28 protein-coding genes are annotated in these 24965 nt (G+C 71.5%); 16 read left to right on the top strand and 12 right to left on the bottom strand.

All coding sequences use genetic code 11. The features are described from left to right. The first annotated feature begins 51 nt into the window (after nucleotides 1–51). Entirely contained in the window at nucleotides 52–723 is a 672-nt protein-coding gene (locus ACRB68_RS26975; RefSeq protein WP_019629095.1) for a response regulator transcription factor, read from the top strand. Nucleotides 724–819: 96 nt separating this feature from the next. Beyond that, a complete protein-coding gene (locus tag ACRB68_RS26970; RefSeq protein WP_153537023.1) occupies nucleotides 820–2097 on the top strand; it encodes an ATP-binding protein in 1278 nt (425 codons plus the stop codon). Between the two features lie 70 nt (nucleotides 2098–2167). Here the strand turns inward: ACRB68_RS26970 and ACRB68_RS26965 are convergent, their stop codons facing one another. Beyond that, nucleotides 2168–2725 (bottom strand): GtrA family protein, encoded by a 558-nt coding sequence (locus ACRB68_RS26965; RefSeq protein ID WP_328594823.1) that lies wholly within the window; start codon nucleotides 2723–2725, stop codon nucleotides 2168–2170. 274 nt (nucleotides 2726–2999) lie between these two features. On the opposite strand from ACRB68_RS26965, the gene ACRB68_RS26960 reads away from it, so the two are divergent. Both ACRB68_RS26960 and purE read left to right on the top strand, forming a co-directional pair. Then, nucleotides 3000–4163: a 5-(carboxyamino)imidazole ribonucleotide synthase gene (locus ACRB68_RS26960; protein WP_153537021.1), complete on the top strand. Its 1164-nt coding sequence runs from the start codon at nucleotides 3000–3002 to the stop codon at nucleotides 4161–4163. Then, nucleotides 4160–4651, top strand: a complete 492-nt coding sequence (gene purE / locus ACRB68_RS26955) for a 5-(carboxyamino)imidazole ribonucleotide mutase (protein WP_153537019.1) — start codon at nucleotides 4160–4162, stop codon at nucleotides 4649–4651. Before ACRB68_RS26960 ends, purE begins: the two co-directional genes overlap by 4 nt. A 12-nt stretch (nucleotides 4652–4663) precedes the next feature. Here purE and ACRB68_RS26950 read toward each other — a convergent pair whose 3' ends face one another. Continuing rightward, nucleotides 4664–8005: a WD40 repeat domain-containing protein gene (locus ACRB68_RS26950; protein ID WP_153537017.1), complete on the bottom strand. Its 3342-nt coding sequence runs from the start codon at nucleotides 8003–8005 to the stop codon at nucleotides 4664–4666. Nucleotides 8006–8128: 123 nt separating this feature from the next. On the opposite strand from ACRB68_RS26950, the gene ACRB68_RS42160 reads away from it, so the two are divergent. The 5 genes from ACRB68_RS42160 (at nucleotide 8129) to ACRB68_RS26925 (ending at nucleotide 12041) form a co-directional block, all read left to right on the top strand. Continuing rightward, nucleotides 8129–8533, top strand: a complete 405-nt coding sequence (locus tag ACRB68_RS42160) for a DUF6313 family protein (RefSeq protein ID WP_153537015.1) — start codon at nucleotides 8129–8131, stop codon at nucleotides 8531–8533. Beyond that, on the top strand, nucleotides 8526–8816 hold the full coding sequence (locus ACRB68_RS42155) for a DUF6313 family protein (RefSeq protein ID WP_153537014.1): 291 nt from the start codon (nucleotides 8526–8528) through the stop codon (nucleotides 8814–8816). Before ACRB68_RS42160 ends, ACRB68_RS42155 begins: the two co-directional genes overlap by 8 nt. Further along, nucleotides 8813–9781: a hypothetical protein gene (locus ACRB68_RS26935; protein ID WP_153537012.1), complete on the top strand. Its 969-nt coding sequence runs from the start codon at nucleotides 8813–8815 to the stop codon at nucleotides 9779–9781. The genes ACRB68_RS42155 and ACRB68_RS26935 overlap by 4 nt, the downstream gene beginning before the upstream one ends. Before the next feature lie 71 nt (nucleotides 9782–9852). Further along, nucleotides 9853–10920, top strand: coding sequence for a ligand-binding sensor domain-containing protein (locus ACRB68_RS26930; protein ID WP_153537010.1), 1068 nt, complete (start codon nucleotides 9853–9855; stop codon nucleotides 10918–10920). A 53-nt stretch (nucleotides 10921–10973) separates the two neighbouring features. Continuing rightward, nucleotides 10974–12041: a GNAT family N-acetyltransferase gene (locus ACRB68_RS26925; RefSeq protein ID WP_207709827.1), complete on the top strand. Its 1068-nt coding sequence runs from the start codon at nucleotides 10974–10976 to the stop codon at nucleotides 12039–12041. Nucleotides 12042–12047: 6 nt separating this feature from the next. Here the strand turns inward: ACRB68_RS26925 and ACRB68_RS26920 are convergent, their stop codons facing one another. From ACRB68_RS26920 to ACRB68_RS26905, 4 genes are all read right to left on the bottom strand, one after another. Continuing rightward, nucleotides 12048–13064, bottom strand: coding sequence for an endonuclease/exonuclease/phosphatase family protein (locus ACRB68_RS26920; protein ID WP_153537008.1), 1017 nt, complete (start codon nucleotides 13062–13064; stop codon nucleotides 12048–12050). Between the two features lie 130 nt (nucleotides 13065–13194). Next, on the bottom strand, nucleotides 13195–13401 hold the full coding sequence (locus tag ACRB68_RS26915) for a DUF4287 domain-containing protein (RefSeq protein WP_153537006.1): 207 nt from the start codon (nucleotides 13399–13401) through the stop codon (nucleotides 13195–13197). A gap of 51 nt (nucleotides 13402–13452) precedes the next feature. Further along, nucleotides 13453–14022 carry a hypothetical protein gene (locus tag ACRB68_RS26910; RefSeq protein WP_153537004.1) on the bottom strand — a complete coding sequence of 190 codons (570 nt, stop codon included), beginning with the start codon at nucleotides 14020–14022 and terminating at the stop codon, nucleotides 13453–13455. Nucleotides 14023–14059: 37 nt separating this feature from the next. Further along, on the bottom strand, nucleotides 14060–15406 hold the full coding sequence (locus ACRB68_RS26905) for an SMI1/KNR4 family protein (protein WP_153537002.1): 1347 nt from the start codon (nucleotides 15404–15406) through the stop codon (nucleotides 14060–14062). 96 nt (nucleotides 15407–15502) lie between these two features. Between ACRB68_RS26905 and ACRB68_RS40305 the strand changes: the two genes are divergently transcribed. From ACRB68_RS40305 to ACRB68_RS26895, 3 genes are all read left to right on the top strand, one after another. Continuing rightward, complete coding sequence (locus ACRB68_RS40305; protein ID WP_194293455.1) at nucleotides 15503–15763, top strand: hypothetical protein; 261 nt, start codon at nucleotides 15503–15505, stop codon at nucleotides 15761–15763. A gap of 582 nt (nucleotides 15764–16345) precedes the next feature. Further along, the gene (locus tag ACRB68_RS26900; protein ID WP_153537001.1) at nucleotides 16346–17029 is read left to right on the top strand and encodes a hypothetical protein; all 684 of its coding nucleotides are present in this window, start codon (nucleotides 16346–16348) and stop codon (nucleotides 17027–17029) included. A gap of 833 nt (nucleotides 17030–17862) precedes the next feature. Beyond that, entirely contained in the window at nucleotides 17863–19227 is a 1365-nt protein-coding gene (locus ACRB68_RS26895) for an HNH endonuclease signature motif containing protein (RefSeq protein ID WP_153536999.1), read from the top strand. 223 nt (nucleotides 19228–19450) lie between these two features. Here ACRB68_RS26895 and ACRB68_RS26890 read toward each other — a convergent pair whose 3' ends face one another. The 4 genes from ACRB68_RS26890 to ACRB68_RS26875 form a co-directional block, all read right to left on the bottom strand. Then, nucleotides 19451–19636 carry a DUF397 domain-containing protein gene (locus tag ACRB68_RS26890; protein ID WP_153536997.1) on the bottom strand — a complete coding sequence of 62 codons (186 nt, stop codon included), beginning with the start codon at nucleotides 19634–19636 and terminating at the stop codon, nucleotides 19451–19453. 90 nt (nucleotides 19637–19726) lie between these two features. Further along, nucleotides 19727–19921: a DUF397 domain-containing protein gene (locus ACRB68_RS26885; protein WP_153536995.1), complete on the bottom strand. Its 195-nt coding sequence runs from the start codon at nucleotides 19919–19921 to the stop codon at nucleotides 19727–19729. A gap of 88 nt (nucleotides 19922–20009) precedes the next feature. After that, a complete protein-coding gene (locus tag ACRB68_RS26880; protein WP_153536993.1) occupies nucleotides 20010–20204 on the bottom strand; it encodes a DUF397 domain-containing protein in 195 nt (64 codons plus the stop codon). Next, a complete protein-coding gene (locus ACRB68_RS26875; RefSeq protein ID WP_153536992.1) occupies nucleotides 20201–21019 on the bottom strand; it encodes a Scr1 family TA system antitoxin-like transcriptional regulator in 819 nt (272 codons plus the stop codon). Before ACRB68_RS26875 ends, ACRB68_RS26880 begins: the two co-directional genes overlap by 4 nt. A 97-nt stretch (nucleotides 21020–21116) precedes the next feature. On the opposite strand from ACRB68_RS26875, the gene ACRB68_RS26870 reads away from it, so the two are divergent. From ACRB68_RS26870 to ACRB68_RS26860, 3 genes are all read left to right on the top strand, one after another. Continuing rightward, entirely contained in the window at nucleotides 21117–21548 is a 432-nt protein-coding gene (locus tag ACRB68_RS26870; protein ID WP_153536990.1) for an ATP-binding protein, read from the top strand. Continuing rightward, nucleotides 21545–21745 (top strand): hypothetical protein, encoded by a 201-nt coding sequence (locus ACRB68_RS26865; protein ID WP_153536988.1) that lies wholly within the window; start codon nucleotides 21545–21547, stop codon nucleotides 21743–21745. Before ACRB68_RS26870 ends, ACRB68_RS26865 begins: the two co-directional genes overlap by 4 nt. Nucleotides 21746–21874: 129 nt before the next feature. Then, a complete protein-coding gene (locus ACRB68_RS26860; RefSeq protein WP_153536986.1) occupies nucleotides 21875–22078 on the top strand; it encodes a DUF5708 family protein in 204 nt (67 codons plus the stop codon). A 44-nt stretch (nucleotides 22079–22122) separates the two neighbouring features. Here the strand turns inward: ACRB68_RS26860 and ACRB68_RS26855 are convergent, their stop codons facing one another. After that, nucleotides 22123–22446 (bottom strand): hypothetical protein, encoded by a 324-nt coding sequence (locus ACRB68_RS26855; protein WP_153536984.1) that lies wholly within the window; start codon nucleotides 22444–22446, stop codon nucleotides 22123–22125. Between the two features lie 74 nt (nucleotides 22447–22520). Between ACRB68_RS26855 and ACRB68_RS26850 the strand changes: the two genes are divergently transcribed. Then, entirely contained in the window at nucleotides 22521–24269 is a 1749-nt protein-coding gene (locus ACRB68_RS26850; protein WP_153536981.1) for a bifunctional metallophosphatase/5'-nucleotidase, read from the top strand. Between the two features lie 75 nt (nucleotides 24270–24344). On the opposite strand, the gene ACRB68_RS26845 is transcribed toward ACRB68_RS26850, so the two are convergent. Then, a complete protein-coding gene (locus tag ACRB68_RS26845; protein ID WP_153536979.1) occupies nucleotides 24345–24941 on the bottom strand; it encodes a PH domain-containing protein in 597 nt (198 codons plus the stop codon). Nucleotides 24942–24965 lie beyond the last annotated feature (24 nt).

Here is a 24965-nt window from a genome sequence, read left to right as displayed (position 1 = left end):
AGAGCGCGACGGGTGCCAGGAAACGTTCATGATTGGTCATACGATCGGTTCATGACCTCAGTACTGCTCGCCGAGGACGACACGTCCATCTCCGAGCCTCTCGCCCGTGCGCTGCGGCGCGAGGGGTACACCGTCGAAGTCAGCCCGGACGGTCCGCAGGCGCTGGAGCGGGCGCTCGGAGGCGGCGTTGATCTCATCGTCCTCGATCTCGGACTGCCCGAGCTCGACGGGCTCGAGGTGGCGCGCCGGGTCCGTGCCGAGGGGCACGGGGTGCCGATCCTCATCCTGACCGCGCGCGCCGACGAGGTGGACACCGTCGTCGGGCTCGACGCGGGCGCCGACGACTACGTCACCAAGCCGTTCCGGCTGGCCGAGCTGCTGGCCCGGGTCCGGGCGCTGCTGCGCCGCGGCAGCACCGAGACCCCGATCGTCCAGGGGGTGCGGATCGACGCCGAGTCGCGCCGCGCCTGGATGGGCGACCAGGAGCTCCAGCTGACCACCAAGGAGTTCGACCTGCTGCGCGTGCTGGTACGCGACGCGGGCAAGGTGGTGACCCGCGAACAGATCATGCGCGAGGTGTGGGACACCAACTGGTGGGGCTCCACCAAGACGCTCGACATGCACATTTCCTGGCTGCGCCGCAAGCTCGGCGACGACGCCGGCAGTCCCCGCTACATCACCACGGTGCGGGGCGTCGGCTTCCGGTTCGAACGCGGCGACTAGCCCCGTCCGCCACGGCCCGGCGGCCGCCGGCGGGCCCCCGAGAGGCCCTCCGGCGAGTCCGCCATGGTCGTGGCGCCGTATCCCTAAGGAGCCCTGATGAGGCGCCGACTGCTGTTGTCGACGCTCGCGGTGGCGGTCGTGGCGATACTGCTGCTGGGCGTGCCCCTCGCCTATGCGACGCACAAGCTCATCTACGAGGAGGCGCGCCAGTCGCTGGGTCGCGAGGCCGCCTCCATCCTCGGCGGCGTCGCACTGGACCTGCAGTCGCGGGCCCAGGTCGACCCGGGCAAGATCGCCCAGGCCTATCCCGGCCGCTACATCTCCATTACCTTGCCGGACGGCCGGCGGGTGACGGCCGGCCCGCGGCCGCGGCCGGGCGCCGCGCTGCTCACCGCCGGCGGCACCGCCAACCGGGTGCGCGTCGAGGTGGCGCGGCCCGCGGCCGGCGTCCAGGACGAGGCGCTGCGGCAGCTGCTGCTGATCGGCAGCCTGGCGCTGCTCGGCGTCGCGGTCACCGTCGGCCTCGCCATGTTCCAGGCGCGCAAGCTGACGCTGCCGCTGATCGACCTCGCCGAGACCGCCGACCGGCTCGGCACCGGCAACGCCCGGCCCCGCCGCCGCCGCTACGGCATCGCCGAGGTCGACCGGGTCGCCGAGGTGCTGGACCGCAGCGCCGTGCGCATCGCCGACCTGCTGGCCGCCAGCCGCGAGTTCGCCTCCGACGCCAGCCACCAGCTGCGCACGCCGCTCACCGCGCTGTCCATGCGGCTGGAGGAGATGATCGAGGCGGCCGAGTACCCCGACGTCGTCCGCGAGGAGGGCGCGGCGGCCATCGCGCAGACCGAGCGGCTCGTCGCGGTCGTCGAGCAGCTGCTGGCCCGCGCCAAGCACGACCGCACCGGCGCCGCGGTGGCGGCGCCCATCGACCAGATCATCACCCAGCAGGTGGAGGAGTGGCGGCCGATCTTCCGCCGCGACGGCCGGGAGATCGAGCTGACCGGCGAGCGCGGCCTGGCCGGCGTCGCCAACCCCGAGGGCCTGTCCCAGATCATCGCCACGCTGCTGGACAACTCGCTGGTGCACGGCGGCGGCACCGTCACCATCAACACCAAGCCCGGCGCGGGCTCGGTCGTGGTGGAGGTCGGCGACCAGGGCGCCGGGATCCCGGCCGAGCTGGAGCCGCGCATCTTCGAGCGCAGCGTGTCCAGCGGCAACGGCACCGGGCTCGGGCTCTACCTGGCCCGGTCGCTGGCCGCCGTCGACGGCGGCCGGCTGGAGCTGATCGGCTCGCGGCCCGCGGTGTTCGGGGTGTTCCTGCGGCCGGCCACCGAGGCGCGGCTGGCCGAGGAGCGCGTCGTCATCGGGCCGACCTGAGGCCCGTGGTCCAAGAGCCCGTGGTTCAGGAGCCCGTGGTCAAGGAGCCGCCGGTTCAGGAGCCGGTGGTTCAGGAGCCGGGGGAGCGGGTGAACTCGGCGTAGCCGCCGGCCCCCTCGGCCTGCTGGGGGCGGGCGCCCCGCGGGTGGTGGCCCTCGCCCTCGGGCAGTCCCGAGGCGGGGTCGACGGCCGGGGCGTCGGAGGGCAGGAACACCCACTTCTTGTACGACCAGTAGCGGAACAGGGTGGCCACGGCGGTGCCGAGGATCAGCGACACGTTGTAGGCGATCGGGCCGCGCAGGTCCAGGCCGAACTTGGTGACGCCCTGGAACAGCCAGGTGATCACCAGGCCGACGCCGTTCAGCGCGAAGAACAGCACGTACTCGCGGCCGAGGCCGGTCTGGTCGCGGTGCCGGAACGTCCAGAAGCGGTTGGCCAGGTAGGCGAAGGTGGCCGCGATCACCGTCGCGATGCCGGTGGAGGTCAGCTCGCCCAGCCCGAGGCCGACGTGCAGCACGTTGCCGGTGGCCAGCGTGATGACGAAGGCGATCGCGCCGACGCTGCCGAACTTCACGAGCTCGTGCACGATGTGCGCGAACCGCCGGTAGAGATTGGCGACCAGGCTCACGAAGGAGAACCGTCCTTCCGGGCACCGGCGGGCAGGGCGCGGGTGCGTTTCCAGGTGGGTGACCCGCGGCGAACGCCCGCGGGGTGGTGCGGAGGTACGACGAGGATAGACGCACGAGGCGTGCCCGGCGCCGGAACATGAACGTCCCACGGTACCCGCGGTGTTCCCTCCCTCCTCAGAGCGGCCGGGCGCACACCGGTTGGACGCGGCGACGCCGGTATCCGTTCACCTCCGCCCGGCCGCTAACCTTCTGCACGTGAGAGATCCAGCTCAGATGCCGGTTGTGGGGATGGCGGGCGGCGGCCAGCTGGCCCGGATGACCCAGCAGGCCGCGATCGCCCTCGGCGTGCAGCTGCGGGTGCTCGCCAAGACCGCCGAGGACTCCGCGGCCCGCGTCGTCGCCGACGCCCGGCTCGGCGACGACGCCTCCCTGGAGGACCTGCTGGCGTTCGCCAAGGGCTGCGACGTGGTCACCTTCGACCACGAGCACGTGCCCGGGCCGCACATCGAGGCGGTCACCGCCGCCGGTGTCCCGTGCCGTCCCGGCGCCCCCGCGCTCGCGCACGCGCAGGACAAGCTCGTCATGCGCAACCGCCTCAGCGGGTTCGGTGCGCCCTGCCCCCGGTACGCGCCCGTCCCCGCCGCCGACCCGATCCCGTTCCTCCAGGACTTCGCCGAGGGACGCGTCGTGCTGAAGGCCACCCGGGGCGGCTATGACGGCAAGGGCGTCTGGGTGGTCGACCCGCGCGACCCGGCAGCGCGCGCGCTGCTGGAGGAGCTTGCGGGCCTGGAGCTGATGGTCGAGGAGTTCGTGCCGTTCCGCCGTGAACTGGCCGCCCTGGTCGCCCGCTCCCCGCACGGGCAGGGCGCCGCGTACCCGATCGTGGAGACCGTCCAGGAGGACGGCATCTGCGTCGAGGTCCTCGCCCCCGCCCCGGACCTGCCCGACGACGTGCGCGCCGAGGCGCAGCGCCTCGCCCTGGAGATCGCCGACGAGCTCGGCGTCACCGGGCTCCTGGCCGTCGAGCTGTTCGACACCGATCAGGGCCTGCTGGTCAACGAGCTGGCCATGCGCCCGCACAACTCGGGCCACTGGACGATCGAGGGCGCGCGCACCTCCCAGTTCGAGCAGCACCTGCGCGCCGTGCTGGACCTGCCGCTCGGCGCCACCGAGCCGGCCGCGCCCGTCACCGTCATGGCCAACGTGCTCGGCGGCGACGACCCGGACCTGTACTCGCGCTACCTGCACGTGATGGCGCACGACCCGGCCGTCAAGGTGCACTTCTACGGCAAGGACGTCCGTCCCGGCCGCAAGATCGGCCACGTGACGGCGCTCGGCGACGACCTGGCCGAGGTGCGCGCCCGCGCCCGGCACGCCGCCGACTACCTGCGCTGGGGCCCCGCCATGAAGGACCACGCCATGAAGGAGAAGGCATGACGACCCGGGTCGGCGTGGTGATGGGCAGCGACTCGGACTGGCCCGTCATGAAGGCCGCGGCCGAGGCCCTGGCCGAGTTCGGCGTCGGCTACGAGGCCGACGTGGTCTCGGCGCACCGGATGCCGCACGACATGATCGCCTATGGGGAGCAGGCGGCGTCCCGCGGCCTGCAGGTGATCATCGCGGGGGCGGGCGGCGCGGCGCACCTGCCGGGCATGCTCGCCTCGGTCACCCCGCTGCCGGTGATCGGCGTGCCGGTGCCGCTGAAGTACCTGGACGGCATGGACTCGCTGCTGTCGATCGTGCAGATGCCGGCCGGGGTGCCGGTCGCCACGGTCGCGGTCGGCGCCGCCCGCAACGCGGGCCTGCTGGCCGTCCGCATCCTCGCCGCCTCCGACGAGGTGCTGCAGGAGAAGATGCGCGATTTCCAGCGCGACCTGTACGACCAGGCCAAGGCGAAGGGCGCGAAGCTGCGCGAGTGGGCCTGAGCCCTTGGTGCCTCACCCACCTGGCCGCGGCCGGTGGCAGGTGCCCGTCAGCGTGAAGCGGGACAGGAACTCCTGCCAGCCGTCGGCCAGGTTGTAGGGCAGGCCGGAGCTCAGGCCGGACCGTGCGTCCCTGCTGAGGGCGGTGCACAGTTCGGGCACGGCCCGGCCGGGGTCGAGGTTCCATTCGCGGACGTCGCCGCTGGAGTCGCCCGCCAGCAGCCCGCGCCCGTCCGGGCGGAAGGACAGGGTGAGCACCTCGCCGCGGTGGCCCTGCAGCACCCCCGTCGTCCGGCGGGTGGCGGCGTCCAGGAGCCGGATCGTGTGGTCGTTGCCGCCGAGGGCGATCGTCCGGCCGTCCGGGCTGTAGGCGACGGTGTTGGCGTCGGCGCCCCTCATCACCAGGGTGCCGCTGCCCGTCCGGCTGCCGCCGTCATAGACGGACCCGACGGGCCACCGGGTGATCCCCCCGTCGGCGTCGGCGCTGATGATGGTCCTCCCGTCGGGGCTCACCGCGATGTCCCTGATCCGCTTGATGAAGCCGCCGGGGTTGCTGAACTGGCCGTACACCCCGTGGCCGTCGGCGTCGACGAAGTCGATGGCCCCGCCCGCGCCGGCGCCGATGAGGGAGTGCCCGTCGGGGCTGAAGGCGATCGCGGACAGGACCAGGGGCCAGGACCAGTTGCCGAAGGCGTGGGGCAGCACGCGGAGCCTGCGGAAGGTGCGCGCGTCCCAGAGCACGGCGTTGTCGGAGGCGTCGGCGGTGACGATGGTGCGCCCGTCGGGGCTGAACGCCACCGCGACGACGGGTTCGGCGTGGGCGGTGAGGGTCGCCCTGAGGCGGCGGCCGGCGAAGCCCCAGACCTTGGCGGTCCGGTCGTTGCCCGCGCTGACCATCGTGGTGCCGTCCGGGCTGATCGCGATGGCCCGCACGCCGTGGCGGTGGGCGGCGACCCGGACCGCGCCGGCCGCCCGGTCGGCCGGGTTCCACCAGGTGACGGTGCCGTCGCCGCTGCCCGCCGCGGCGATCCGCCCGCCCGCCCCGTACGCGACGGCGTTGATCGCGGCGCCGAGGGCGGCCGCGGCCCGCGGGCGGCCGGTGCCGATCAGGGTGACGGTGGCGTGCAGGTCGACGATCGCCAGCGTCCGGCCGTCCGGGCTGAACGCCATCGACTCGACCGTTTCCCCGAATCCGCCGAGCGTGGCGAGCGGGTTGCCGTCGGCGGTGGACCAGAGCGTGATGGGCGGCCCGCCGGTGGCCGCGGACCTGGCGAGGGCGACGACGTCGCCGGAGGGCGCGAACGCGGTGACCGGCCCGCCGGCCAGCCGCACCCCGGTGGACTCGTCCTCGGCGCTGCGCAGCCAGGTGGTCTCCGCCACCAGGGGGTTCCCGGTGATCGCCATGTTCAGGCCGTCGGGGCTGATGAGGATGCCCGGCGAGCCGGTGGCGTGGTACAGCGTCCTGAGCCGCGGCACCTCTGGCAGGGAGCGCGTGCCGAACAGTTCGACCCGGCCGCCCGCGACGACGAGAAGGCCGCTTTTGCCGAAGACGGCCTCGGTCGCCCGTTTCACCGGCACGGCCGCCGCCAGGCGGCGGTCGCCGGTCCGCCACAGCCGGACGTCGCCTCCGACACTGGCCAGAAGCCGGGAGTCCGGGCTGAAGGCCAGGGAGGTGATCGGCCCGGGGTGCCCGGTCAGCGTGGCCAGGGGCTTGGCGTCGGCGGCGTTCCAGAGCCGGACGGTGCGGGTCTCGTCCCCGGTGGCGATCATCGAGCCGTCCGGGCTGAACGCGACCCTGCGGCCGGGGAGGGTGGCCGCCAGGGTGCGGCCGGCCATGTCCCACAGCCGCACCGAGCGGTCCTCCCCGGTGGTGGCGAGGAGGCGCCCGTCGGAGCTGAACGCGACCGAGGAGACGGGGCCGGTCCGCTGCAGCCGGTCGTTGACCAGGCGGCCGTGCGCGGTGAGCAGGGCTCCCCGCGCCTCCGGCGTGGGCGCGGCCGTCCACGCGGCCAGGGCCAGGGCGATGGAGTCGCGGGGCGACGCGCCGAAACGGCCGACCGACTGCGCGGCGAGCCGCCGCGACAGGTCCTGGTCGTCCCGCGCGCGCTCCCGCTCGACCTGCGCCGCCCACTGGCCGGTGGCGGTCGCCGCGAAGGCGACCATGAGGACCAACGCGACGACGGCGCTGCGCAGCCGGTTGAACCGGTAGAGGCGGCGCCGCGCCTGCGCGGCCGTCCCGACCCAGATGATGTTCTCGCCGGCCACCTCGCCCTCGTTGGCCTCCGGCGCGACGACCGTCAGCTTCGCGGCCGCGGCGCGGTCGACCTTGGCCTGCAGGCCGCCGACCCGCTCCAGCCCGCCCTGCTCGGTGACGTCCCCGGTGACGGCGTGGCCCGGGTAGGGGTGGCGCAGCAGGCCGGTCAGGAGCCGGCCCGCCGCGGCCAGGCGGGAGAGCGCCACGGTCCCGGGCTGGGGCGGGCCGAGCAGTTCGCGCAGCAGGACCGCGAACGCGGCGCCGAGGGAGGCCCCGACGACCCGCCGCCCGGAATATCCGGCGATCTCCAGCCGCCAGACCACGCACGGGACGCGCCGCCGGTTCTGGGTCTGGTACTTCCACGCGGCGGTCAGCGCCTCCTGGAAGTCCTCGTCGGCGGTGAACATGCCCATGGTCCTGGGGTCGGGGAACAAACCCGGCGGCCCGTCCGGCATGAGCTCCAGCTCCAGGCGCCCGACCAGTCCCGTCCCGTCCGGCCACTGCGGCGCGAGCAGGACCTTGATCTCCCGCCGCTGCAGGGCCGCGGGCGGGCGGCCCTCGGCCAGCCACAGCGCCTGCAAGAACACCATGGCCCCCGCCGCCCCGGCCTCCATGGGGGCGAGCAGGTCCGCCACCCGCTGGACCCGGGGGTACCGGGGGGCGCGGGGGAGGCCGCCGGGCACCCCGCCGGCCGGGAGGGTGGCGGCCTGGGACCAGGAGCGCACCATGGCGGTGAGCAGCCCGTCCTCCGGGCCGTCGCCGGTCACGAAGGCCGCGAGGCGGGCGAGGTGCAGGGCCCGGTCGGCGGCGCCCGCGCCGTGGCCGGGGGGAGCGGGATCGTCCTCGCCCAGCCGCTGCAGGGCCCAGCAGGCGGCCGGGTCGCCCGTCCATTCCCCGAGCAGGTCGCGGCGGGCACGGGCGGCGTCGCGGCACGCGTCCCACCACAGGCCGCCGGTGAGCTCGATCCACACCTCGTGCTCGCGCGGCCTGTTCTCCGCGTCGACCGAGCCATTCCTGTCGCGCCGTTCGAGCTCATGAAGGGAATCGAGACCGGAAACGTTCTTACCGCCGGACCAGAACGCCCACCGCCCTGCTGGCGCCATATTCGGTGATCACCTGTTCCCGGGTCCGAAAACGATAAGGGTGAGACAACGGTAAGGAGGCCGGCCGGGCATTGTCCCGTGAATGCGCCCACCGATTCGGCGGGCAGGCGATAACCTGTGGCCATGCCAACGCCGACCGGCGAGCACCAGGGTGGAACCGATCTCGTTCCGCCGCCCAGGGAGCCACTGCGGCACGCCGTCCGGCGCCGGCTGCGCTCGGTGGGAAGGCACAACGGCCTGCGCCACTGGCTGTCCACCCGCGGGATCCCGGTGCTGCTCGGCTATGCCGCGCTCTTCACCGGCAACGGCTTCCTGATCGGCTGGCGGCGCGCCTATGACGTCAGCATCGGCATCACCTCGCCCGCCGACACCTCCGCCCCGGTCCCGGCCTGGTTCCTGTCGGTCGCCGGATGGCTGCTGGTCCCCGGAATCGTCGGCGCGGTGGCCGGCTACGCGGTCAGCAACGCGATCACGTCCCGGCGCACCAGGCCATTGGACGAACTCTTCCCCGAAGACGACGATGGCTGAGCTCATTCCCCTGCTGTCGGATCTTCTCTACGCGCGCTGCGGGTTCACCGTCCCGGACGGCTTCGTCGAGTCCTATGTGAAATTGCACGACCAGGACTGGCACCGGGCGCAGGACCATTGGGAACGCGTCGTGCGATGGGTGCTCGACTGCCGCGAGGTCGAATCGCGGGCGACGTCGAGGCGGGCCATGCAGCAGGCGGTGGCGGCGTCGGGCGCGATACTGCACCTCACCCCGCTGCTGGCCCGCTGCCCCCACTGCCGAGCCGGACGGAGAGTGCCATGAACGCCCACGAACCGGTGCCCGGCGGCTTCGAGCGGCTCTGCCGCGAACTCCTCGCCGCCGCCTATCCCGAGGCGGACGCCCAGTGGCTCGACGAGCACACCGCGAGCGCGGTGGCCGCGGCGGACCGCGCGGTGGCCCTGGCGGACCGGCACGCCGACGCGGCACGGGAGGACGCCCGCGCGGCCATGCGGGACGCGCTGAGCGGGCTGCGCACCCGGGGCCTGTCGCCGGACGGGCCCGACGCCCGGATCGAGACCGGCGCCATCGCGCTGACCGCCTCCGCCCGGCCCGCCGGTGCCAGGTTCACCGTCACCCTGCGGGCGGACGCCGCCGATCCCGTCCTCGGCGAACTGGCCGGCCTGTGGCTGACCGCCCGCGCGACCGGCGCCCGGGCGGCACGCCTGCCCGTCCGCTACCTCGGCGAGCTCACCCGGCAGGGCGTCGCCGTCTTCACCGGCTTGCCCGCCGGGCGCTGGACCTTCGACCTGCTGGCGCACTCCCGGCCCGGCGCCTTCCCCATGCCGGCCGTCGAGACGAACGTGGTCGCCGCCGCCACGGGGGGCTACGCGGTGGCGGCCCCGAACGGCGTGCTGTTCGTCCTGCACGACCCGGCGGGCCGGGCCCCCGTCCTGGAGGTCGGCGGCACGGTCGACCGCCTGCGCGTCGTCTGGATCCGGTACCGGGACCGGGCGGGCGCGGCACGGCGGCTGCTCGTCCCGCTCGCCCCCCGCGCCGCCGGTCCCGCGAACTCCCGGACCGGCCTGCCCGGATTCTCCCCCGGCCTGGAGTGGGAGGCCGGCGACCTGATGGACCCGGCCGATCTCGGGGCCGCCGACGCCGCGGCCGCCGCCGACTCCGTCCGGGCGGCCGCCGACCGCCGTGCCCTGCGCGGCTGGCAGGAGCTGGCCCGCACCGCCCGGCCCGAGGTGGCCGCCGCGATCGGCGCCGCACTGGCCGGTCTTTGACGTCCCGGCCCTATTGCGCCAGTGATCACTGGCATTGTTGAATCGGGGTCCCCCCTTCAGGAAGGGCACCGATGAGACTCGCCACCCCCGTGTTCGCGTCCGCCCTGCTTCTCACCGCCGCCGTCGCCGCCCCGGCCGAGGCCGCGACCACCGGCTTCACCTCCGCGCCCGCCCCGTTCTTCTGGCCGCGCAGCGGCCTGGAGGCGGTGTCGGCCAGTGGTCCCGCCGACGTGTGGGCCTCCGGCTACCAGGGCTACCAGGGCATCGACTGGTCGATCCCGGGCTTCGGCGCGGGCACCGTCCACGTCCTGCCGCCGAAGGCCGCGGTGTCGCGCTGGGACGGCCGTTCGTGGAAGAACTACGACCTGCCGGACTTCGGCGGCGACGGCGTCGTCAGCGACATCGCCGCCGGCTCGCCGTCCAACGTCTGGGCCGTCGGCCGGCTGCGCCCGAACAGCAGCAACGACTCCGCCGCCTACCTGGCGCACTTCGACGGCACGGCCTGGAAGAAGGTCACGATGCCCGAGACGTGCCTGCCGACCACCCCCGTCGCCGACCCGGCCGGCGACGGCCTCTGGGTCGGCTGCTGGCAGCAGACCTACCGCTACCAGGACGGCAAGTGGACCCAGCACGACGCCGGGGCGCCGCCGGACCGGTGCTGCATCGGCGTCCACGAGATCTCCGTCGCGCCCGACCGCTCCGCCTGGGCCGGCACCACCTGGGGCCTGCGGCGCTGGACCGGCAGCGCCTGGGCCAAGGTCGAGGAGGTCGAGAAGGGCGTCATCGTCGAGCAGGTGCTGGCCATCGCGGCCGACGACGTCTACATCGCGGGCAGCAAGTACACCGACGCCTCCGGCCAGAACCCGATGTTCCGCCACTGGGACGGCAGGACCTGGCAGGACCTGAAGGCCGAGGGCGGCTACGGCAAGCTGCTGCACAGCTCGGACGGCGCGGTGTGGAAGTTCATCCCCAACCGCTGGGGCGGCCTGTACCGGCTGGACGGCGACTCCTGGACGCAGGTCACGGTGCCGGTGCCGTCCGACGGCTACCTGACGGACGTGGCGTCGGTCCCGGGCAGCCCGGTGCTCTGGGCCGTCGGCAAGACCAAGAACGTCCCGGTCGTCGCCCGGAACGGCTGAGACCCGGGGCGGGGGCGAGCGGCTCGCCCCCGCCCCGTTCTAGGCTGCGGACCGTGCCGGGTTACACCGAGGTCGCGGACCAGGACGTGCGCAGCCTGCGGACGCGGTACTGCCGGCTGCGCACGCAGGACGGCGAGCCGGTCGCCGAACTGGAGGCGGTGTCCTTCCGGATGCGGTTCGGCGCGGTGGCCGTCCCCGTGGAAGGCATCGGCGGGGTGGAGACCGAGCCGCGGTTCCGGCGCCAGGGCCACATGAGCGACCTCCTCCGCCGGGCGCTGACCGGCATGGCCCAACGCGTGGACGTCGCCTTCGTGTCCGACGGGATCGAGGGGGTGTACGAGAGGTTCGGCTTCGCCGGGGCGGTCGCCGAGGGCGGCCTGACGGTGCCCGTGCGCAACGTCGAGTCCGTGACGGGGGCCGATCTGGAGGGGGACGTCCCCGCCGGCACTGTGGCGGACCTCCCGGCGATGATCCGGCTGTACAACACCGCGCACGCGCAACGGCCCTGGACCCATGAGCGCGCGCCCGGCTGGAACCGCCTCGTCCCCCAAAGCACCTGGAAGCCCGGGTCGCGCACCCTCGTCCTGCCGACCGGCGGCTACGCGGTGCTCGAAGGCCGGGCCTTCGGCGACCCGCTGGGAACGGTGACGGTGGACGAGGCGGTGGCCGAGGACGCCGCCGCGGCCCGGCACCTCCTGGTGGCCCTCGCCCGCTTGTGCTGGCAGCGCCGCCTCGCCGAGTTCACCATCAGGGAACCGGCCGACGGCCTCATCGGCCGCGTGGCACGCCGCATGGGCTGCACGTACCGGCAGAGCACCCCGCCGAGCGGCGGAATGATGGCCGCCATCTTGAACCGGGCGCCCCTGCTGGACCGGCTGGAGCCGGAACTGCGCCGCCGCGCCGGCCAGAGCCACGACGAGGCCTTCGCCGCCCTACGACGCGGCACCCTGATCCCCGACGACCGGACGCTCATCCGGCTGCTCCTCGGTCACTGGTCGCTCAAGGACGCGTACGACACATCGATCCCCGCCCCCTACCAGGACATCTGCACGGCCTGGTTCCCCGGCGGCGGCACACCCACCCTGCCGGCCCCGTACGCCCACCGCCTGGACCGCTACTGAGCGTGCTCACCAGCCGATCCGGGCCACCACCGGCCGGTGATCGCTGCCGGTGGCCGGCAGCACCCGCGCGCTCTCCGGCTTCACGCCGCGGACCAGGATCTGGTCGATCCGCACCATCGGGAAGGACGCCGGCCAGGTGAAGCCGAAGCCGTCCTGGGCCGAGCGCAGCTGCGCGGTGAGGCCGGCGAACGCGCGGTCGTCCATGGTGCCGTTCAGGTCGCCGAGCAGCACCACCCGCTCGTTCCGCTCGGCGGCGACGGCCTCGCCGAGCGCCCGCGCGCCCCGGTCGCGGTGGCCCGTCGAAAAGCCCTCCCGGGGGTTCACCCGCACGGACCCCAGATGGGCCACGTACACCGCCAGCGGCCCGTGCGGCGTGGCCACCGTGGCGCGCAGCGCCCGGTTGTAGGCCATCTTGGCGCGGTCCGGCTTGGTGGCCGCCAGCGGCCCGGCGTCGATCTTGGTGTCGACCGGCCGGATGTCCGACAGCGGCAGCCTGCTCCACAGCCCGACCGTGCCTTGCACCGTGTGGTACGGATACGCCTTCGCCAGCTCCTTCTCATACGCGCCCCGGGCCTGCTCGGTCATCTCCTGCAGGGCCAGCACGTCCGCGCCGGAGGCGGCCAGGCCACGGGCGGTGCCGGCCGGGTCGCGGTTGTCGGCACCGACGTTGTGGCTGACCAGGGTGAGATCGCCGCCGGGGTGGGACCTGTCGCCGAGCCGCCCGCCGAACAGGCACAGCCACACCGTGACCGGCAGCAGCAGCGCGACCACCGCGGCGGCCGAGCGGCGCCACAGCGCCCCGGCCAGCAGCACCGGCACGAACAGGCCGGACCACGGCAGGAGGGTCTCCACGAGGCTGCCGAGGTTCCCGATCCGGTTCGGGATCCACGCGTGCAGCAGCATGGACAGGCCCAGCAGCAACGCCGACGCCGCGAGCACCGGGCCGCGCTTCCAGACCCGGAAGCCCGCTCGCCGGGCACCGGCGTCGCCCTGGGCGGCCTCGACCGTCTCCACCTGCGTCATCGTCGATCCTGGCTCGCTGTCGGTCACTGCTGCATCCTCGGGCATGCCTCCATCGAAGCCGGATGACCGTTGCGGTGGCGTATGCGTTTTTCGATACGCCCGCGATACATCCGCCCTCCCGGCCGGCGGCCTACTTCCGGCCGGCGAGGGTGTGGGCGACCAGGGCGTTGGCGTGGCCGTGCCCGAGGCCGTGCTCGGACTTGAGCCAGGCGACGAGCTCCATGTGCTTGGTCAGGGGCGAGGCGTCGATGAGGTCGATCCAGTCCTGGACGGGACGGCCGTACTTGGCCTCGATCGAGGGGAAGTAACTGGCGGGGCCCTTGACGGGGGTGGTCATGCGCTGCGGCTCCGTTCCGATGCCGGGATAAGTGGCAGGATCATGGCACACCTATGTGGACGCCGTCCACATTGACGCTTCCAGGCCGGGTGCAGGGCTGTCGGCGACCTCCGCCAGCTCTTCGGCCGATTCGCAGGTCAAGCGGTAGAAGCCCTGGAGGCTGATCACGTGCTCCAGGCGGCCGTCCACCACATGCTTCAGGCCGCGGGTCTGCCCTCGCCGGTTGCGCCACGTCAGCCGCCCGAGGAGATCGCCGGGGATCGGCACGTCGAAGCGCACGGGCGTCGCGTCCACGTGCACCGCCGTCGCACCGCAGCCGCCGGCGCCGAGCATCGACCAGTCGCCGTGCCCGGGGAATCCCGGGTCCTGCCATGTCGAGGGGGCGGCGCCGCAGCAGTCGCGCCGCCCGACGCCGTCCACCCGCATCCGGCTCACGACGAACACGGTGCCCCGGTTGACGTGCAGGGCGTACACCTCGTCCCCCGCGCGGGCCCCCGACCAGGCCGGCAGAGACGAGTGGACCCCGCTGAACGCGACCGGCGGCCGCTCACCCACACGCCCCGCTTTGCGCAGCGCGCGGCACGTGTCATGGGTCCACAGGACGGTGAAGGCATCAGGCATGCGCCGATCGTACGAACGGGGTCGGACGGTCCAGCGATCACAGGGCGAGGCGGCCCTCGACGACGGTCTCGGTGATCAGCGGGCGGTCCCAGAGGGCGAGGAGCTCGTTGGCGACGGCCACGACCTGGAGCAGGTTCCCGTTGCCGCGCGTCTCGATGGCGGCGGCCGACAGGCTGCGCGGGACGGCCCCGGCGTCGAGAAGGACGCGCCACTCCTCCGAACCGAGCGCCAGGAACTCCAGCCCGGTCAGCACGGCGATCTCCCGCGGGTCGGCGAGCGTGCCGGGCTCGGCGCTGAGGGAGCGCAGGCGGGGCAGCCCGATGACGGGGGCGAGGCTGAGCGGTTCATCCTTCCGGGACTGGATCCACAAGACCTCCAATTCGGGATGGGCGGCGGCTTGGACACCGACCGGATCCTGGCCGCCGACCCAGACCACGACCGGCGGCCGGTCGCGTTGGTAGAAGGGCTGGTCATCCCTGCGCCGGGCCGTCACCAGATCGGTGAGGGAGTCGGCGAGCAGATAGGCGCCGATCTCCTCCTCGTGGCTGAGCATGATGACCTGGCCCGTGTGCCCGCGCGGCCCCGGAGTCAGGTCGAGCGCGATCCGGTCGCCGCCGCCACTGTCGCCGAAGGCGAGCCAGCCCGGTGAGCCGACCAGTCCCTGCACTGCGGCGTCGGGCGGGGTGATCACCGCTGTCATCGCGGCCTGCTGCCACGGGCGCGGCCGGGACAGGGCGTCGGCGATGTGCAGCTCGTCCAGTGGGAGGAACTCGCAGCCGAACGCATGGAAGGTGCGTCTGAGTGTGTCTTCGTCCCCTTCCCGCGTCACCCGGTAGACCGCTTTGAGTTCGGCGGGCAACGTGATGCCGAGGCGCGCTTCCGCGGCGGCGATCTCCGCTTCGGTGGCGCCGATGGCGTCTGGGAGCAAAGCGCGGAGCGTCCGCTCCACCAGCGCCGGGTCCGCCGACGGGGCCGGCACCGCCCCGGGCGTCGGATCGGGCAGACGGCGCCAAGGCTCGGGAACGGCACCCTCGACCAGAATGATCGTCCCGTCACGCGGCCCGAAGCAGTCGCCCACAGCGGGGCCGGGAGTGAACAGGCGAAGGACGGTCTGCCCGGACGGATCGATCTCCGCCGCGAACGGGACGCTGATGTTGCCGATGTCGGCGAGTGCGCTCCGCACGCGCTCCATGGCATCGCTTCGTTCTTGCCGACCCTCGAATAAAAAGTACAGAGGCCGCGATACAGATGTGGGCAAGCTCGCCTCGTAGGAGCCCATCCGTCCCGCCAGATGGCACCCGGAAGCGGGAAGGCCGCCCGTCTGGTCCACCGCCAGGGAACGCAGCAGCGGCTCCCAGGTCGCGAAGTCATGGATGGCGAGCATCGGCGGCCTCTCGGGGCATCCCAGTGATCATGGTGGAGGCGATTATCGCGAAGAATCACCAGCAACCGGGCCCACGCGAGAGGCGGCTTCTCCTCAGTGGAACGTCAGCAGCTCAGTTCGCCCCACTTGATCCGGTCCGCTGGCACAGCAAAGACAACGGCGGGAGAGGTGAGGTGCCTCGGCCTCGGGCGCCTTGCCGACCCATACGCCGACGGCTTCGCTGTCAACGCGGTGGAACAGACCGGCATTACGGTTTCCGGCCCCGGCAAGGCCACGGGCTTCTGGAGCGATCCCCTCGGCTTCACCTTCCGTCCTGTGCGGAGTGCCGCGATGGACGATGACCGGCTGATGCTCTAGGAACACATCAGGCGCCGGTACTTATCGTGGTCGTCGCGCAGATAGATCATCGGTCGCCCGAGTCTTCAACAAGGCCGGTCGATCCGCGCGGATCGGTGGCATCGCTCCAGCAGCGACATCGGCCAAGTGACATCGCCGGCGGTCGCCGCTGATCAACGCCAGGGCGAGCCGGAGTGTCGTGGTCGTCGGCCGGCACATGGTGTTCTGAGCTCGCCGACCGCGGGCGGCCGGACTCGGGCCGCTTTCTGGCTCCCCTTTCAAGGCTCGGAGGTGCGAGCCGCCATCACCGCCCTGGACCAGGCCAGTGCTCGCAGCGCGCAGTTCCCCTAACAGCAGCCAGGACCGCGAAATGCTGCTCGGCCAGGCGTCGCGGCACGTCATACCTGCCCCGGCCCCGGCTTCTGCGGCAGCGATCCCCACCGGGTTCTGGTGAGCAACGCGCCAAGAGGATCGACAGAAGGAGATGTGACCAGGAAACTCATCTCTGCACGGACCAGGCCGTGCTCACGATGTATCCATGCATGATCACGCCGGGGCCTGCCAGGTGACCGGCGAGTTCCCGGTCCGAGACGGAGCACGCGCTTGAGCCTGCGGTTCCCCGCCACGTGGTGCGCGACCGATCTGGGCGTTCATCGGCCCAGCCACGGGACTTACGAGCGTTACCCCTACGAGGGCCTGCCGGCCTTGGACGCCTCAGCGTTCACGGGTTCCTTCGCCTGGTTCGGCGACCTGGGGCCCATCGTCGACGAGCAGGTCGCCGTGATGAACCTCTTCGCCGCGGGCCTGGCGCAGTACGGACTCGCGCTCCCACGCGACTTCGTGACCTTCCAGACCCACGCCAAGCTGAGCCGGATGTTGGACAAGGTCTCGGTCACCTGCTGCTGGAGCAGTCTGTCCCGGCCGATGGCCAGCCCGGTCGAGCCAGGCGCATATCTCGTCCGGTTTCTACGTGACCAACAGGACTGCGCCTTCTGGTACCTCTACCTACGGCCCTCCGCTGAAGCCTTCGTCGTGCATTCTTATGAACTCGCCGAACATCTCGACTACCTCGAGCCGGATGAGGGTTTCGGCTCCGACGACGAAGACCCTCCCGAACTCGACCCCGTCGACCTCGCCACAAAGATCTACTGGTGTGCCCCGAGCTTTGAGCAGTTCGCTTACCGCTTCTGGATAGAAAACCGCATCTGGACGAAGCTCCACGGCGATCCAGCCGTCGGACTCGCCCCCGCAGAACGCCAGTACATGGACCACTACAACATCCCTTGATGGGTAACGGCCGTGGTGTGGTGGTGAGACGCGAAGATTTGTTGAGTGATGAAGTGCCGTCTTGCGGCGCGGTGGCCGGAGTAGGTGGGTTGAGCTTCGGTTTCGGGGCCTTCGGGATTGGCTCGCTGGGCAGCTGGGGATGGCAGTCGCTGCCGGACGCGCATGCTGCGACATTTGGCTGGTGACCGCTAGGGCTCGCCGAGGGCGGTGCGGGGTGAGGTAGGGGCGCATGGGTGGCGGCTTGTTGCGGCTTGGCGTTCTGGCTTGCTGGGCGGGTCGACTGGCCAGCCTTCGCGGTTAGGTTGCGGTGGCGTGACGCGGCGCTTTGCGGAGTAATGAAAAAGACAGTCTGCGGCGCGCTGGCCGGGCCTGGCGGGTTGGGACTTACTTTCGGGGATTGCGCGCTGGGAGTTGCGCGCTGGGGATTGCACGCCGGGGATTGCACGCCGGGGGTTGGGGTCTGGGGTTGGGCAGCGGCTGCTGTCGAGCGTGCATGCTGAGGTCTTTGGTTGGTGACCGTTAAAGACTCGGCGAGGGTGGTGCGGGGTAGGGGGTGGGCGCATGGGTGGCCGCTCTTTGCGGGTTGGCGCCTTTGGCAGGGCTGGTCGGTGGCCTGGTCGTTGGGGTCCTGGTGCGGCGGTGCGACGCGGCGCTTTGCGGAATGAAGGAAAAGCCAGGGAGGGGCGGCGGCCGGGGTGGGTGGTCCGGTTGCGGTCACTGCATAAAACCGACAAAATATCGATGGTAAAGAATGCTATTCGGCATCCCGGTTTATTGTGGATGATCTTCGCCGTCTTTAGAATGGAGATGGACGTGGAAGGGGGTAGGCGGGAATGGCTTCTCTGGCTGAGGTCAAGGCGTTTCGCGGTGAGGAGCGGGAGTGGGAGGGGCGTTCGTGGTTCCCGCCCGGTCCGCAGTTGGCGGTGTGCCTGTCGGGCGATAAGAACCGGCTGGCCGATCTGAGTGACGCGGAGTTGTGTGAGCGGATGGCCGCGGCGCGGCGCCAGGCCTCCTGGGCCCAGGCGCAGGAGCTGGCGGCGATCGCCGAGCTCGCGGCTCGCCGCCAGGCGCAGGACGAGCGCCACGATCCCGACTACCGGGTGTTGTCGGCGCGTGAGTCGCTGTTGGAGGAGGTGTCGGTCGCGCTGGCGGTGACGGGGAACGCGGCGGCGACGCTGGTGCATCTGGCCGAACGTCTGGCGCATCAGTTGCCTGGGACGCGGGAGGCGTTGCAGGCGGGGCGCATCGATCTGGCCAAGGCCCGCGCCATCAGCGATGCCACCGACCACCTGCCCGACTCGCTGTGCGCCCGCGTCGAGGACACCGTGCTGGACGGGGTGGAGGAGCGCACGACGGGTCAGCTGCGCGGCCGCATCAAGCGCCTGGTGCGCCGCCTGGCGCCTGCGGAGCTCGAGGAGCAGACCCGCAAGACGGTCAAGGGACGGCGGCTGGAGCTGTGGGAGTCCGGGCATGGCGCCGCCGGCCTGGCATTGATCGACATCCCCGCCGATGACGCGGCAGCGGTGCACAACAAGCTCACCGCCGCCGCGCACGGCCTCAAACAGGACGGCGACGCCCGGCTGATCGACCAGATCCGCGCCGACCTGGCCCTGCAACTCCTGCGCGGCGTCCCCCTCCCCGAAGCCGTCCACGCGCCCCCAGCAGAGGCCAAGAGCACGGACCCGGCGCCCGTCGTCGCGGACATGGCCGAAGAGATCGGTGACTCGGTCGCCGAGATGGTCGGTCACGCTGCGCGGCGCAGGCTGGAGGAACTGCGCGCGCACGCCGAGTTTCATGGACGGCTGGCCGACCTGCCCCGACTGGCCGCACGAGCCGTCGAAGAACTGCACGAGCGGCTGGCCCCGCTGCGCGACACCGCCTGCGGGCACGGCAAGCCCGGCTACCGGCCACCCACCGCACTACGGCACCAGATCGAAGCCCGCCACACCACCTGCGTCTTCCCCACCTGCAACCGGCGCTCCGAACACTGCGACATCGACCACACCACTCCCTACGGAGTGCGCGGCACGACCTGCGGATGCAATCTCGCCCCGGTGTGCAGGCGACACCACCGGACCAAACAAACAACCCGGACCAACGAGACGGCCGGGTGGCGGTTGTTCCAGCCCTGGCCCGGCGTCCTGATCTGGATCACCCCCGCCGGAACCTGGCACATCACCCTCCCCAGCAGGCAATGACCTTGGCTGGAGACAGATCACTCACCCCACTCCGGCGGCGGCAGAGCTGGGGACACGCGGCCACTTACCCAAAAGCCAGTGAGGCCACCTCAGCACCGAGAGCCTTGCTGTCTCTCACGCCGATGGGTTCGGCCTGCATGAAGATCTCGATGCAGGGACTTCTGTCTGCTTGAAAGATTCCCTGGAGCAGGGCGGTTGCATGCCCGCGTGGAAAGGTTGTTCGTCAGAGTTCCAGCTCGTCCTGCTTGATGCGGGCGACGAGCGCGGTGAAGCCGGTGGTGGGGAGGGTGATCTGGTCCGCTTCGGGTGCCTCGCTGTCTCGGATGCCGATGGCCCCGGTCAGTTCGGCGACCTCGACGCATTCCTGGCCCTGCATGTCGCTGTGGGACGACTTCCGCCAGTTGATCATTCCCTGGCCTCTCCGCGTACGGGTTCCCTGTCTCCGCTGAAGGGGTGCCTGGTGCAGGGCGGTTGCAGCACTGCATCGGGGCGTTGTCCGTCAGAGGTCCAGCTCGTCCCGCTTGACGCGGGCGACGAGTGCGGTGAAGCCGGTGGCGGGGAGGGACAGGTGCCCGGTTTCGGGGGCCTTGCTGTCCCGCATGCCGATGGCCCCGGTCAGCTTGGCGACCTCGACGCAGTCTTGCCCGCCAGCCCCGCCGCCGCCGCTGTAGCTGGACTTGCGCCAATTGATCATCTCCTGCCCTCTCCTCGCATGGGTTGCCGTCCCCTGGAGAATCCCCTGATGCAAGGCGGTTGCAGCCCCTACATCGAGGCGTTGTTCGTCAGAGTTCCAGTTCGCCCTGCTTGATGCGGGCGACGAGTGCGGTGAAGCCGGTGGCGGGGAGGGACAGGTGGCCGGCTTCGGGTGCCTTGCTGTCCCGGATGCCGATGGCCTTGGTCAGTTCGGCGACCTCGACACAGTCCTGACCGCCGACGTTGCCGCCGCCGCTGTAGCTGGACTTACGCCAAACGATCATTCGAATCGCTCCATCGCTCGTAGTATGAGAGCACGCGAGGCATCCCAGGGCAGGGCGCTTGCGCCGATCCGGGCCCAACGGACCCCGAACTCGCGAAGCTCCGCAGTTCCCTGTATCAGCCTGCCACCGCCAGGGGCCTCTACGAAAGTCAGCCCTCCGCTTTCCATGGTCAGGCTGTTGAAAGATCCGTCCAGGCCCATGTAGTAGCCCGTGGTCTGGGGAGTGATCTGTATCGTCACAGAGCGCATGTCAGTTGCGTCCCGAAGAAACGCTAGTTGCTCACGCATCACCTCCGGTCCGCCAACCGGTCGGTAGAGGACGCTTTCGTCGAGCAAGACCCAGACGAACGGCGGGTCTTCCCGGGTGAGCACCTCCCTGCGCTGCATCCGATCTTCGACGGCGGCCTCGATGTCCTGGACGAAGCGGGCGCCTGATATGAGGGCCCGGGCATACCCGGGTGTCTGGAAGAGGCCGGGTAGCAGCGAAAGCCGGTAGAAGCGGATCTCCAGCGCCTTGGCCTCATGCTTGGTGTACTCGGCGAACCAGTCCGGATCATGGGCGGTGCGCGCGTATCGCACGAGGCGCTGGAAGTGGCCATTGAGGCGCAAATAACGATCAAGGCGTTCCGCCTGATCTTCGTTCATGTTCCATGCGTCGCGGGCGTGCTCGATGTTCGAAACAGTGTGGCGACTGGCCTTCACGATCTGACCGAGCTGTGCGAGGGAGAGTCCTTCGCGCTCACGGAAGAAGCGCAGGTCAGAGGCGATCCAATGCTTGAAGGACAGGTCCGGGTTCAGCGACTCCAGCGGTGCCACGCGTCACGCTCCGGTGTGTCGGATGTGTCATCGACACACGACAAGTTATGCGCAGCCGGTCACGCTTGTCTTGGAAACGCAATTCCAGGGAGGCGCAATGGGCGACACAGTCATCAGGAAAACGCGGCAGGAATGGAGATTCCCGGCATTCGGGGTGCCGCAGGCGGCGCGGCTCGTCCGCCGGCTCGCCGCCCGGGAGCTCGCGCTGTGGGGCGTCCCGCCCGACCGCGCGGACCTGGCGATCGTCGTGCTGAACGAGCTGGCCGCCAACGCCATCGTCCACAGCCCAGGGCGGTTGATCTGGATCAGCATGGTCCGCACCCGCTCCGCGCTGCTGCTCCAGGTCGCCGACCAGTGCATGCTTCCGCCCGTGCAGCGTGACGTGGCCGAGACCGACGAGTCCGGCCGGGGACTGCACCTGATCAAGTACCTGACGGAGGCCGACGGCCACCGCTACCACCGCGACCCGAACGGCGCGATGTGGAAGGTCGTCTGGGCGCGCATGGACATCGGGCAGGTACGCGCATGAGCGCCGGTCCCGCATCCGCGTGGGCGTCCCTGGGGGAGGGTTGTGACCTGCTCCCGCTGTCCAGCGCCCTGGAGATCGCCAAAGCGGCCTACGAAGAGGCCCTCATCAGGCACGGCATGCTCCCGGCCGCCATCGCGGTCGTCCACGCCTATGCCGAGCAGAACCTGGAGGCCCTCGAAGCCGAGGAAGATCCCTGACCGGTGCCACCCTCCGCGCGGCGTACTGCGAAGGGACGACACCCGCCGCACCGGACGGGCCACCGGCAGGATGCCGTCCCCGGTGGCCGGTCAATAGCGTCGGAGGCGAGCCGGACAAGGGAGGCGGCAATGCGGGAGTTCATCGTCGGCGCGGTCTTCACCGTCGCCGGGCTGGTGCTGTGGCTGGCGGCCAGGGGAGTGGACACCCCGGTCGTCTCCCTGCACAAGGTGGGGCTCGTCGTGGCGGTGATCAGCGGGGCCGAGACGCTGTGGGCGCTGTGGACCATGCTGCGCCGCTCCGCCGGGCCTCCTGAGGCCGGGCGTCGCCGCTAGCCGGTGATGGTGTGCGACCCCCTGCCGGGGATCTTGGCGGTGTATCAGGTGCCGCCGACCTTGTACTGCATGTACACGGCCTCGAGGATGGCGGTGCAGCCGGCCTTGGTCGTGCCCGTGGTGACGACGTTGCCCTCCACGGCCCGGCTGTGGCGGGCGCCGATGCAGGTGACCTTGATGTGCGACCGGCGTCCGCAGGTGCTGGCGTCGACCCAGGCGGTGCTGGAGATGTTGCCGCTGCCGTTCCGGCGGTAGCGGATCTCGCAGCGTGGCTCGGCCGAGGCAGGGGCGGCGGTGCCGAGCGCGGCGGCCAGCGGAACGGCCGGCGCGGCCGCTGCAAACGGGTGCAGTTCTCCCCATCTAGGCATCTTCCGCTCACCGGGCGGCCACCCGCCCATGATCGTCTTCTGTCGACCGTGACAGGCGCGAGGGAAGAGGCGTGATGGTGCGACGGACGGCGGTGACCCTGCTCACCGCGGGGGCCGTGCTGGCGGGGATCGGCGGGACGGCGGTGGCCGGGCCCGCCCCGGTGGACGTCCAGCTGCTGGCGATCACCGACTTCCACGGATACCTGCGGCCCTACGACGACGCCGCCAACGGGCAGGTGAAGCTGCCCGACGGAACGGTGCTCAAGGTCGGCGGGGCCGCCTACAACGCCGCCCACCTGAAGCGGCTCCGGGCGGGCAAGCGGAACTCGATCACCTTCTCGGCGGGCGACAACTTCAGCGGATGGCCGTTCGAGGTGGACGCCTTCCAGGACGAACCCACCATCGAGGTCCTCAACGCGCTCGGCGTCCGGTTCTCCGCCACCGGCAACCACGAGCTGGACGTCTCGCCGCGGTTCCTCAAGGACCACATGATGCGGGGCCGCTGCTCCGGCGAGGTCGACGTGGACAGCTGCTTCACCGACTCCACCGGGCGGCGCTTCAAGGGCGCGGACTTCTCCTTCCTGAGCGCCAACATCGTGGACGCGCGGACCGGTCGCCCCATCCTCAAGCCCTACAACGTCGAGTGGGTGCGCGGGAACGGGGGCCGCCGCATCCCGGTCGGGTTCATCAACCTGACCGTCACCGACACGCCGGTGGGCTCCACCTCCTACCAGCCCGGCCTGAAGGCGCTGCCGCTGGTGGAGACCGCCGCCAAGTACGCCGCCGAGCTGCGGCGCAAGGGCGTGAAGGCGATCGTCGCCAACGTCCACGAGGGCGGCCAGGCCGACGGCGCGGGCTTCAACGGCTGCAACAAGCCGTCCGGCCCCGTGATCGACTTCGCCCGGGCCGCCACGCCCGACATCGACGCGATCGTCACCGGCCACTGGCACGCGGGCTTCAACTGCCAGGTCCCCGACCCGGCCGGCCATCCCCGTCCCGTGGTGGAGGGCCTGAACCACGGCCGCCTGATCAGCGAGCTCGGGCTGAAGATCGACCCCCGCAGCGGGGAGGTGCTGCGCGAGCGCACCACCGCCGTCAACCACCCCGTCACCCGCGACATCGCGCCCGCCCCGGCCGTCGCCGGGATCGTCGACTACTGGCGGGCGCGCGGCGACCGGCGCGCGGCCGAGCCGGTCGCCCGGCAGACCGGCGACCTCACCCGCACCCCTGACGCGCACGGCGAGAGCACCCTCGGCGACCTGGCCGCCGATGTGCAGCTGTGGACGGCCGGGCGGACCCGCGCGGGCCGCGCCGACCTCGCGCTGGTGGCGACCAGGCCGCGCAAGGGCTCGACGCCGCTCGGCCGGGACCTGCCGTTCGCCAAGGGGACCGCGCCGGGCGACGCCGACGGGACGATCACCTTCGGCGAGGCGTGGTCGGCCTACGGCTACGGCAACCCGGTGCTCACCGTCACCGTGACCGGCGAGCAGATCCACCAGGCCCTCGAGCAGCAGTGGCAGGGCGGCCGCTTCGCCCCGCTGGCGGTGTCGGCCAACGTGCGCTACCGCTACGACGCCGCCCGCCCCGAAGGCGACCGGGTCGACCCCAAAGATGTGCTCGTCGGCGGGCGCCCGCTCGACCTCGGACGCGACTACCGGCTGGCGGCCCTGGCGTACACGCTCATCGGGGCCGACGGATACCCCGCGTTCGCCGGGTTCCGCCAGGCGTACCGCAACCAGCCCGCCGACCACGAGGCGTTCATCGCCTACCTGAAGGCGCACCCGACGATCGCCCCGGCCCCGCTGGACCGCGTCATCGGCTGAGCCCGGCGGAACGCCGCCGCAAGCGCGTGGTCCAGTCGCGGGGCGCCGGGCTGGGAGGTCGACTTCTAGACGGGCTTAGGGCCTGGCGGCGATGGTGACGATGGCCGCTGTGACGAACAGGGCGACCGCGAAGCCGAGCACCGAGACCGGGAGGCGTGCCCAGAGGCGGCACGGGCCGGCGGAGGGATTCGCTGTGCTGTAGAAGGAGCGGTATCGCTCGATCTCCTCGGTGACCCGCTCCCGCTTTGAGAGACCTCCGGCACTGAAACCGAACAAAGGGGAAGTGACCTCTTCGGACTCGCCGTCGGAGGTCCCGTAGGTGATTCTTATTTTGCTGTCCGTGTTCACGTCCTTGAGGGCCTGCCAGGGGATCAGGTGGTCTCTCAGGTACTGGCGGACGAGCAGCCCGGATTCGCTCATGACGATCTGCGGCCGCATGTAGAGCACCCCTGCGGCGCTGATCAGGGCGGGCCAAGCGGCAGAACGCACGATCGCGAGGGCGAGTTCGGCGGGGTCCCCCTTGTGGAGGTAAAGCGAGAGATCGAGCATTTCGCGGAAAACCGCTATGCCGATCAGGACGAAAACGCATCCCAGGGCGGTCGACTGGTTCGAGCGTATCTTCAGGGCCCCCTTCGGGTGTTGGCCCTCAGCGGATCCGCTGCCTTCCGTCATCGGCCTGCTCCTGATCTGCTTTCC

The organism is Actinomadura macrotermitis (assembly GCF_009604375.1).
Classification (GTDB): domain Bacteria; phylum Actinomycetota; class Actinomycetes; order Streptosporangiales; family Streptosporangiaceae; genus Spirillospora; species Spirillospora macrotermitis.
The sequence above is the reverse complement of the archived record's forward strand: the minus strand, read 5'-3'. Positions and strand labels throughout refer to the sequence as shown.

Coding starts and splice junctions, on each gene's coding strand:
- ACRB68_RS26975 (WP_019629095.1), top strand. CDS start 52: ATGACCTCAGTACTGCTCGCCGAGGACGACACGTCCATCTCCGAGCCT.
- ACRB68_RS26970 (WP_153537023.1), top strand. CDS start 820: ATGAGGCGCCGACTGCTGTTGTCGACGCTCGCGGTGGCGGTCGTGGCG.
- ACRB68_RS26960 (WP_153537021.1), top strand. CDS start 3,000: ATGCCGGTTGTGGGGATGGCGGGCGGCGGCCAGCTGGCCCGGATGACC.
- purE (WP_153537019.1), top strand. CDS start 4,160: ATGACGACCCGGGTCGGCGTGGTGATGGGCAGCGACTCGGACTGGCCC.
- ACRB68_RS26950 (WP_153537017.1), bottom strand. CDS start 8,005: ATGGCGCCAGCAGGGCGGTGGGCGTTCTGGTCCGGCGGTAAGAACGTT.
- ACRB68_RS42160 (WP_153537015.1), top strand. CDS start 8,129: ATGCCAACGCCGACCGGCGAGCACCAGGGTGGAACCGATCTCGTTCCG.
- ACRB68_RS42155 (WP_153537014.1), top strand. CDS start 8,526: ATGGCTGAGCTCATTCCCCTGCTGTCGGATCTTCTCTACGCGCGCTGC.
- ACRB68_RS26935 (WP_153537012.1), top strand. CDS start 8,813: ATGAACGCCCACGAACCGGTGCCCGGCGGCTTCGAGCGGCTCTGCCGC.
- ACRB68_RS26930 (WP_153537010.1), top strand. CDS start 9,853: ATGAGACTCGCCACCCCCGTGTTCGCGTCCGCCCTGCTTCTCACCGCC.
- ACRB68_RS26920 (WP_153537008.1), bottom strand. CDS start 13,064: ATGACGCAGGTGGAGACGGTCGAGGCCGCCCAGGGCGACGCCGGTGCC.
- ACRB68_RS26915 (WP_153537006.1), bottom strand. CDS start 13,401: ATGACCACCCCCGTCAAGGGCCCCGCCAGTTACTTCCCCTCGATCGAG.
- ACRB68_RS26910 (WP_153537004.1), bottom strand. CDS start 14,022: ATGCCTGATGCCTTCACCGTCCTGTGGACCCATGACACGTGCCGCGCG.
- ACRB68_RS26905 (WP_153537002.1), bottom strand. CDS start 15,406: ATGCTCGCCATCCATGACTTCGCGACCTGGGAGCCGCTGCTGCGTTCC.
- ACRB68_RS26895 (WP_153536999.1), top strand. CDS start 17,863: ATGGCTTCTCTGGCTGAGGTCAAGGCGTTTCGCGGTGAGGAGCGGGAG.
- ACRB68_RS26890 (WP_153536997.1), bottom strand. CDS start 19,636: ATGATCAACTGGCGGAAGTCGTCCCACAGCGACATGCAGGGCCAGGAA.
- ACRB68_RS26885 (WP_153536995.1), bottom strand. CDS start 19,921: ATGATCAATTGGCGCAAGTCCAGCTACAGCGGCGGCGGCGGGGCTGGC.
- ACRB68_RS26880 (WP_153536993.1), bottom strand. CDS start 20,204: ATGATCGTTTGGCGTAAGTCCAGCTACAGCGGCGGCGGCAACGTCGGC.
- ACRB68_RS26870 (WP_153536990.1), top strand. CDS start 21,117: ATGGGCGACACAGTCATCAGGAAAACGCGGCAGGAATGGAGATTCCCG.
- ACRB68_RS26865 (WP_153536988.1), top strand. CDS start 21,545: ATGAGCGCCGGTCCCGCATCCGCGTGGGCGTCCCTGGGGGAGGGTTGT.
- ACRB68_RS26860 (WP_153536986.1), top strand. CDS start 21,875: ATGCGGGAGTTCATCGTCGGCGCGGTCTTCACCGTCGCCGGGCTGGTG.
- ACRB68_RS26855 (WP_153536984.1), bottom strand. CDS start 22,446: ATGCCTAGATGGGGAGAACTGCACCCGTTTGCAGCGGCCGCGCCGGCC.
- ACRB68_RS26850 (WP_153536981.1), top strand. CDS start 22,521: ATGGTGCGACGGACGGCGGTGACCCTGCTCACCGCGGGGGCCGTGCTG.
- ACRB68_RS26845 (WP_153536979.1), bottom strand. CDS start 24,941: ATGACGGAAGGCAGCGGATCCGCTGAGGGCCAACACCCGAAGGGGGCC.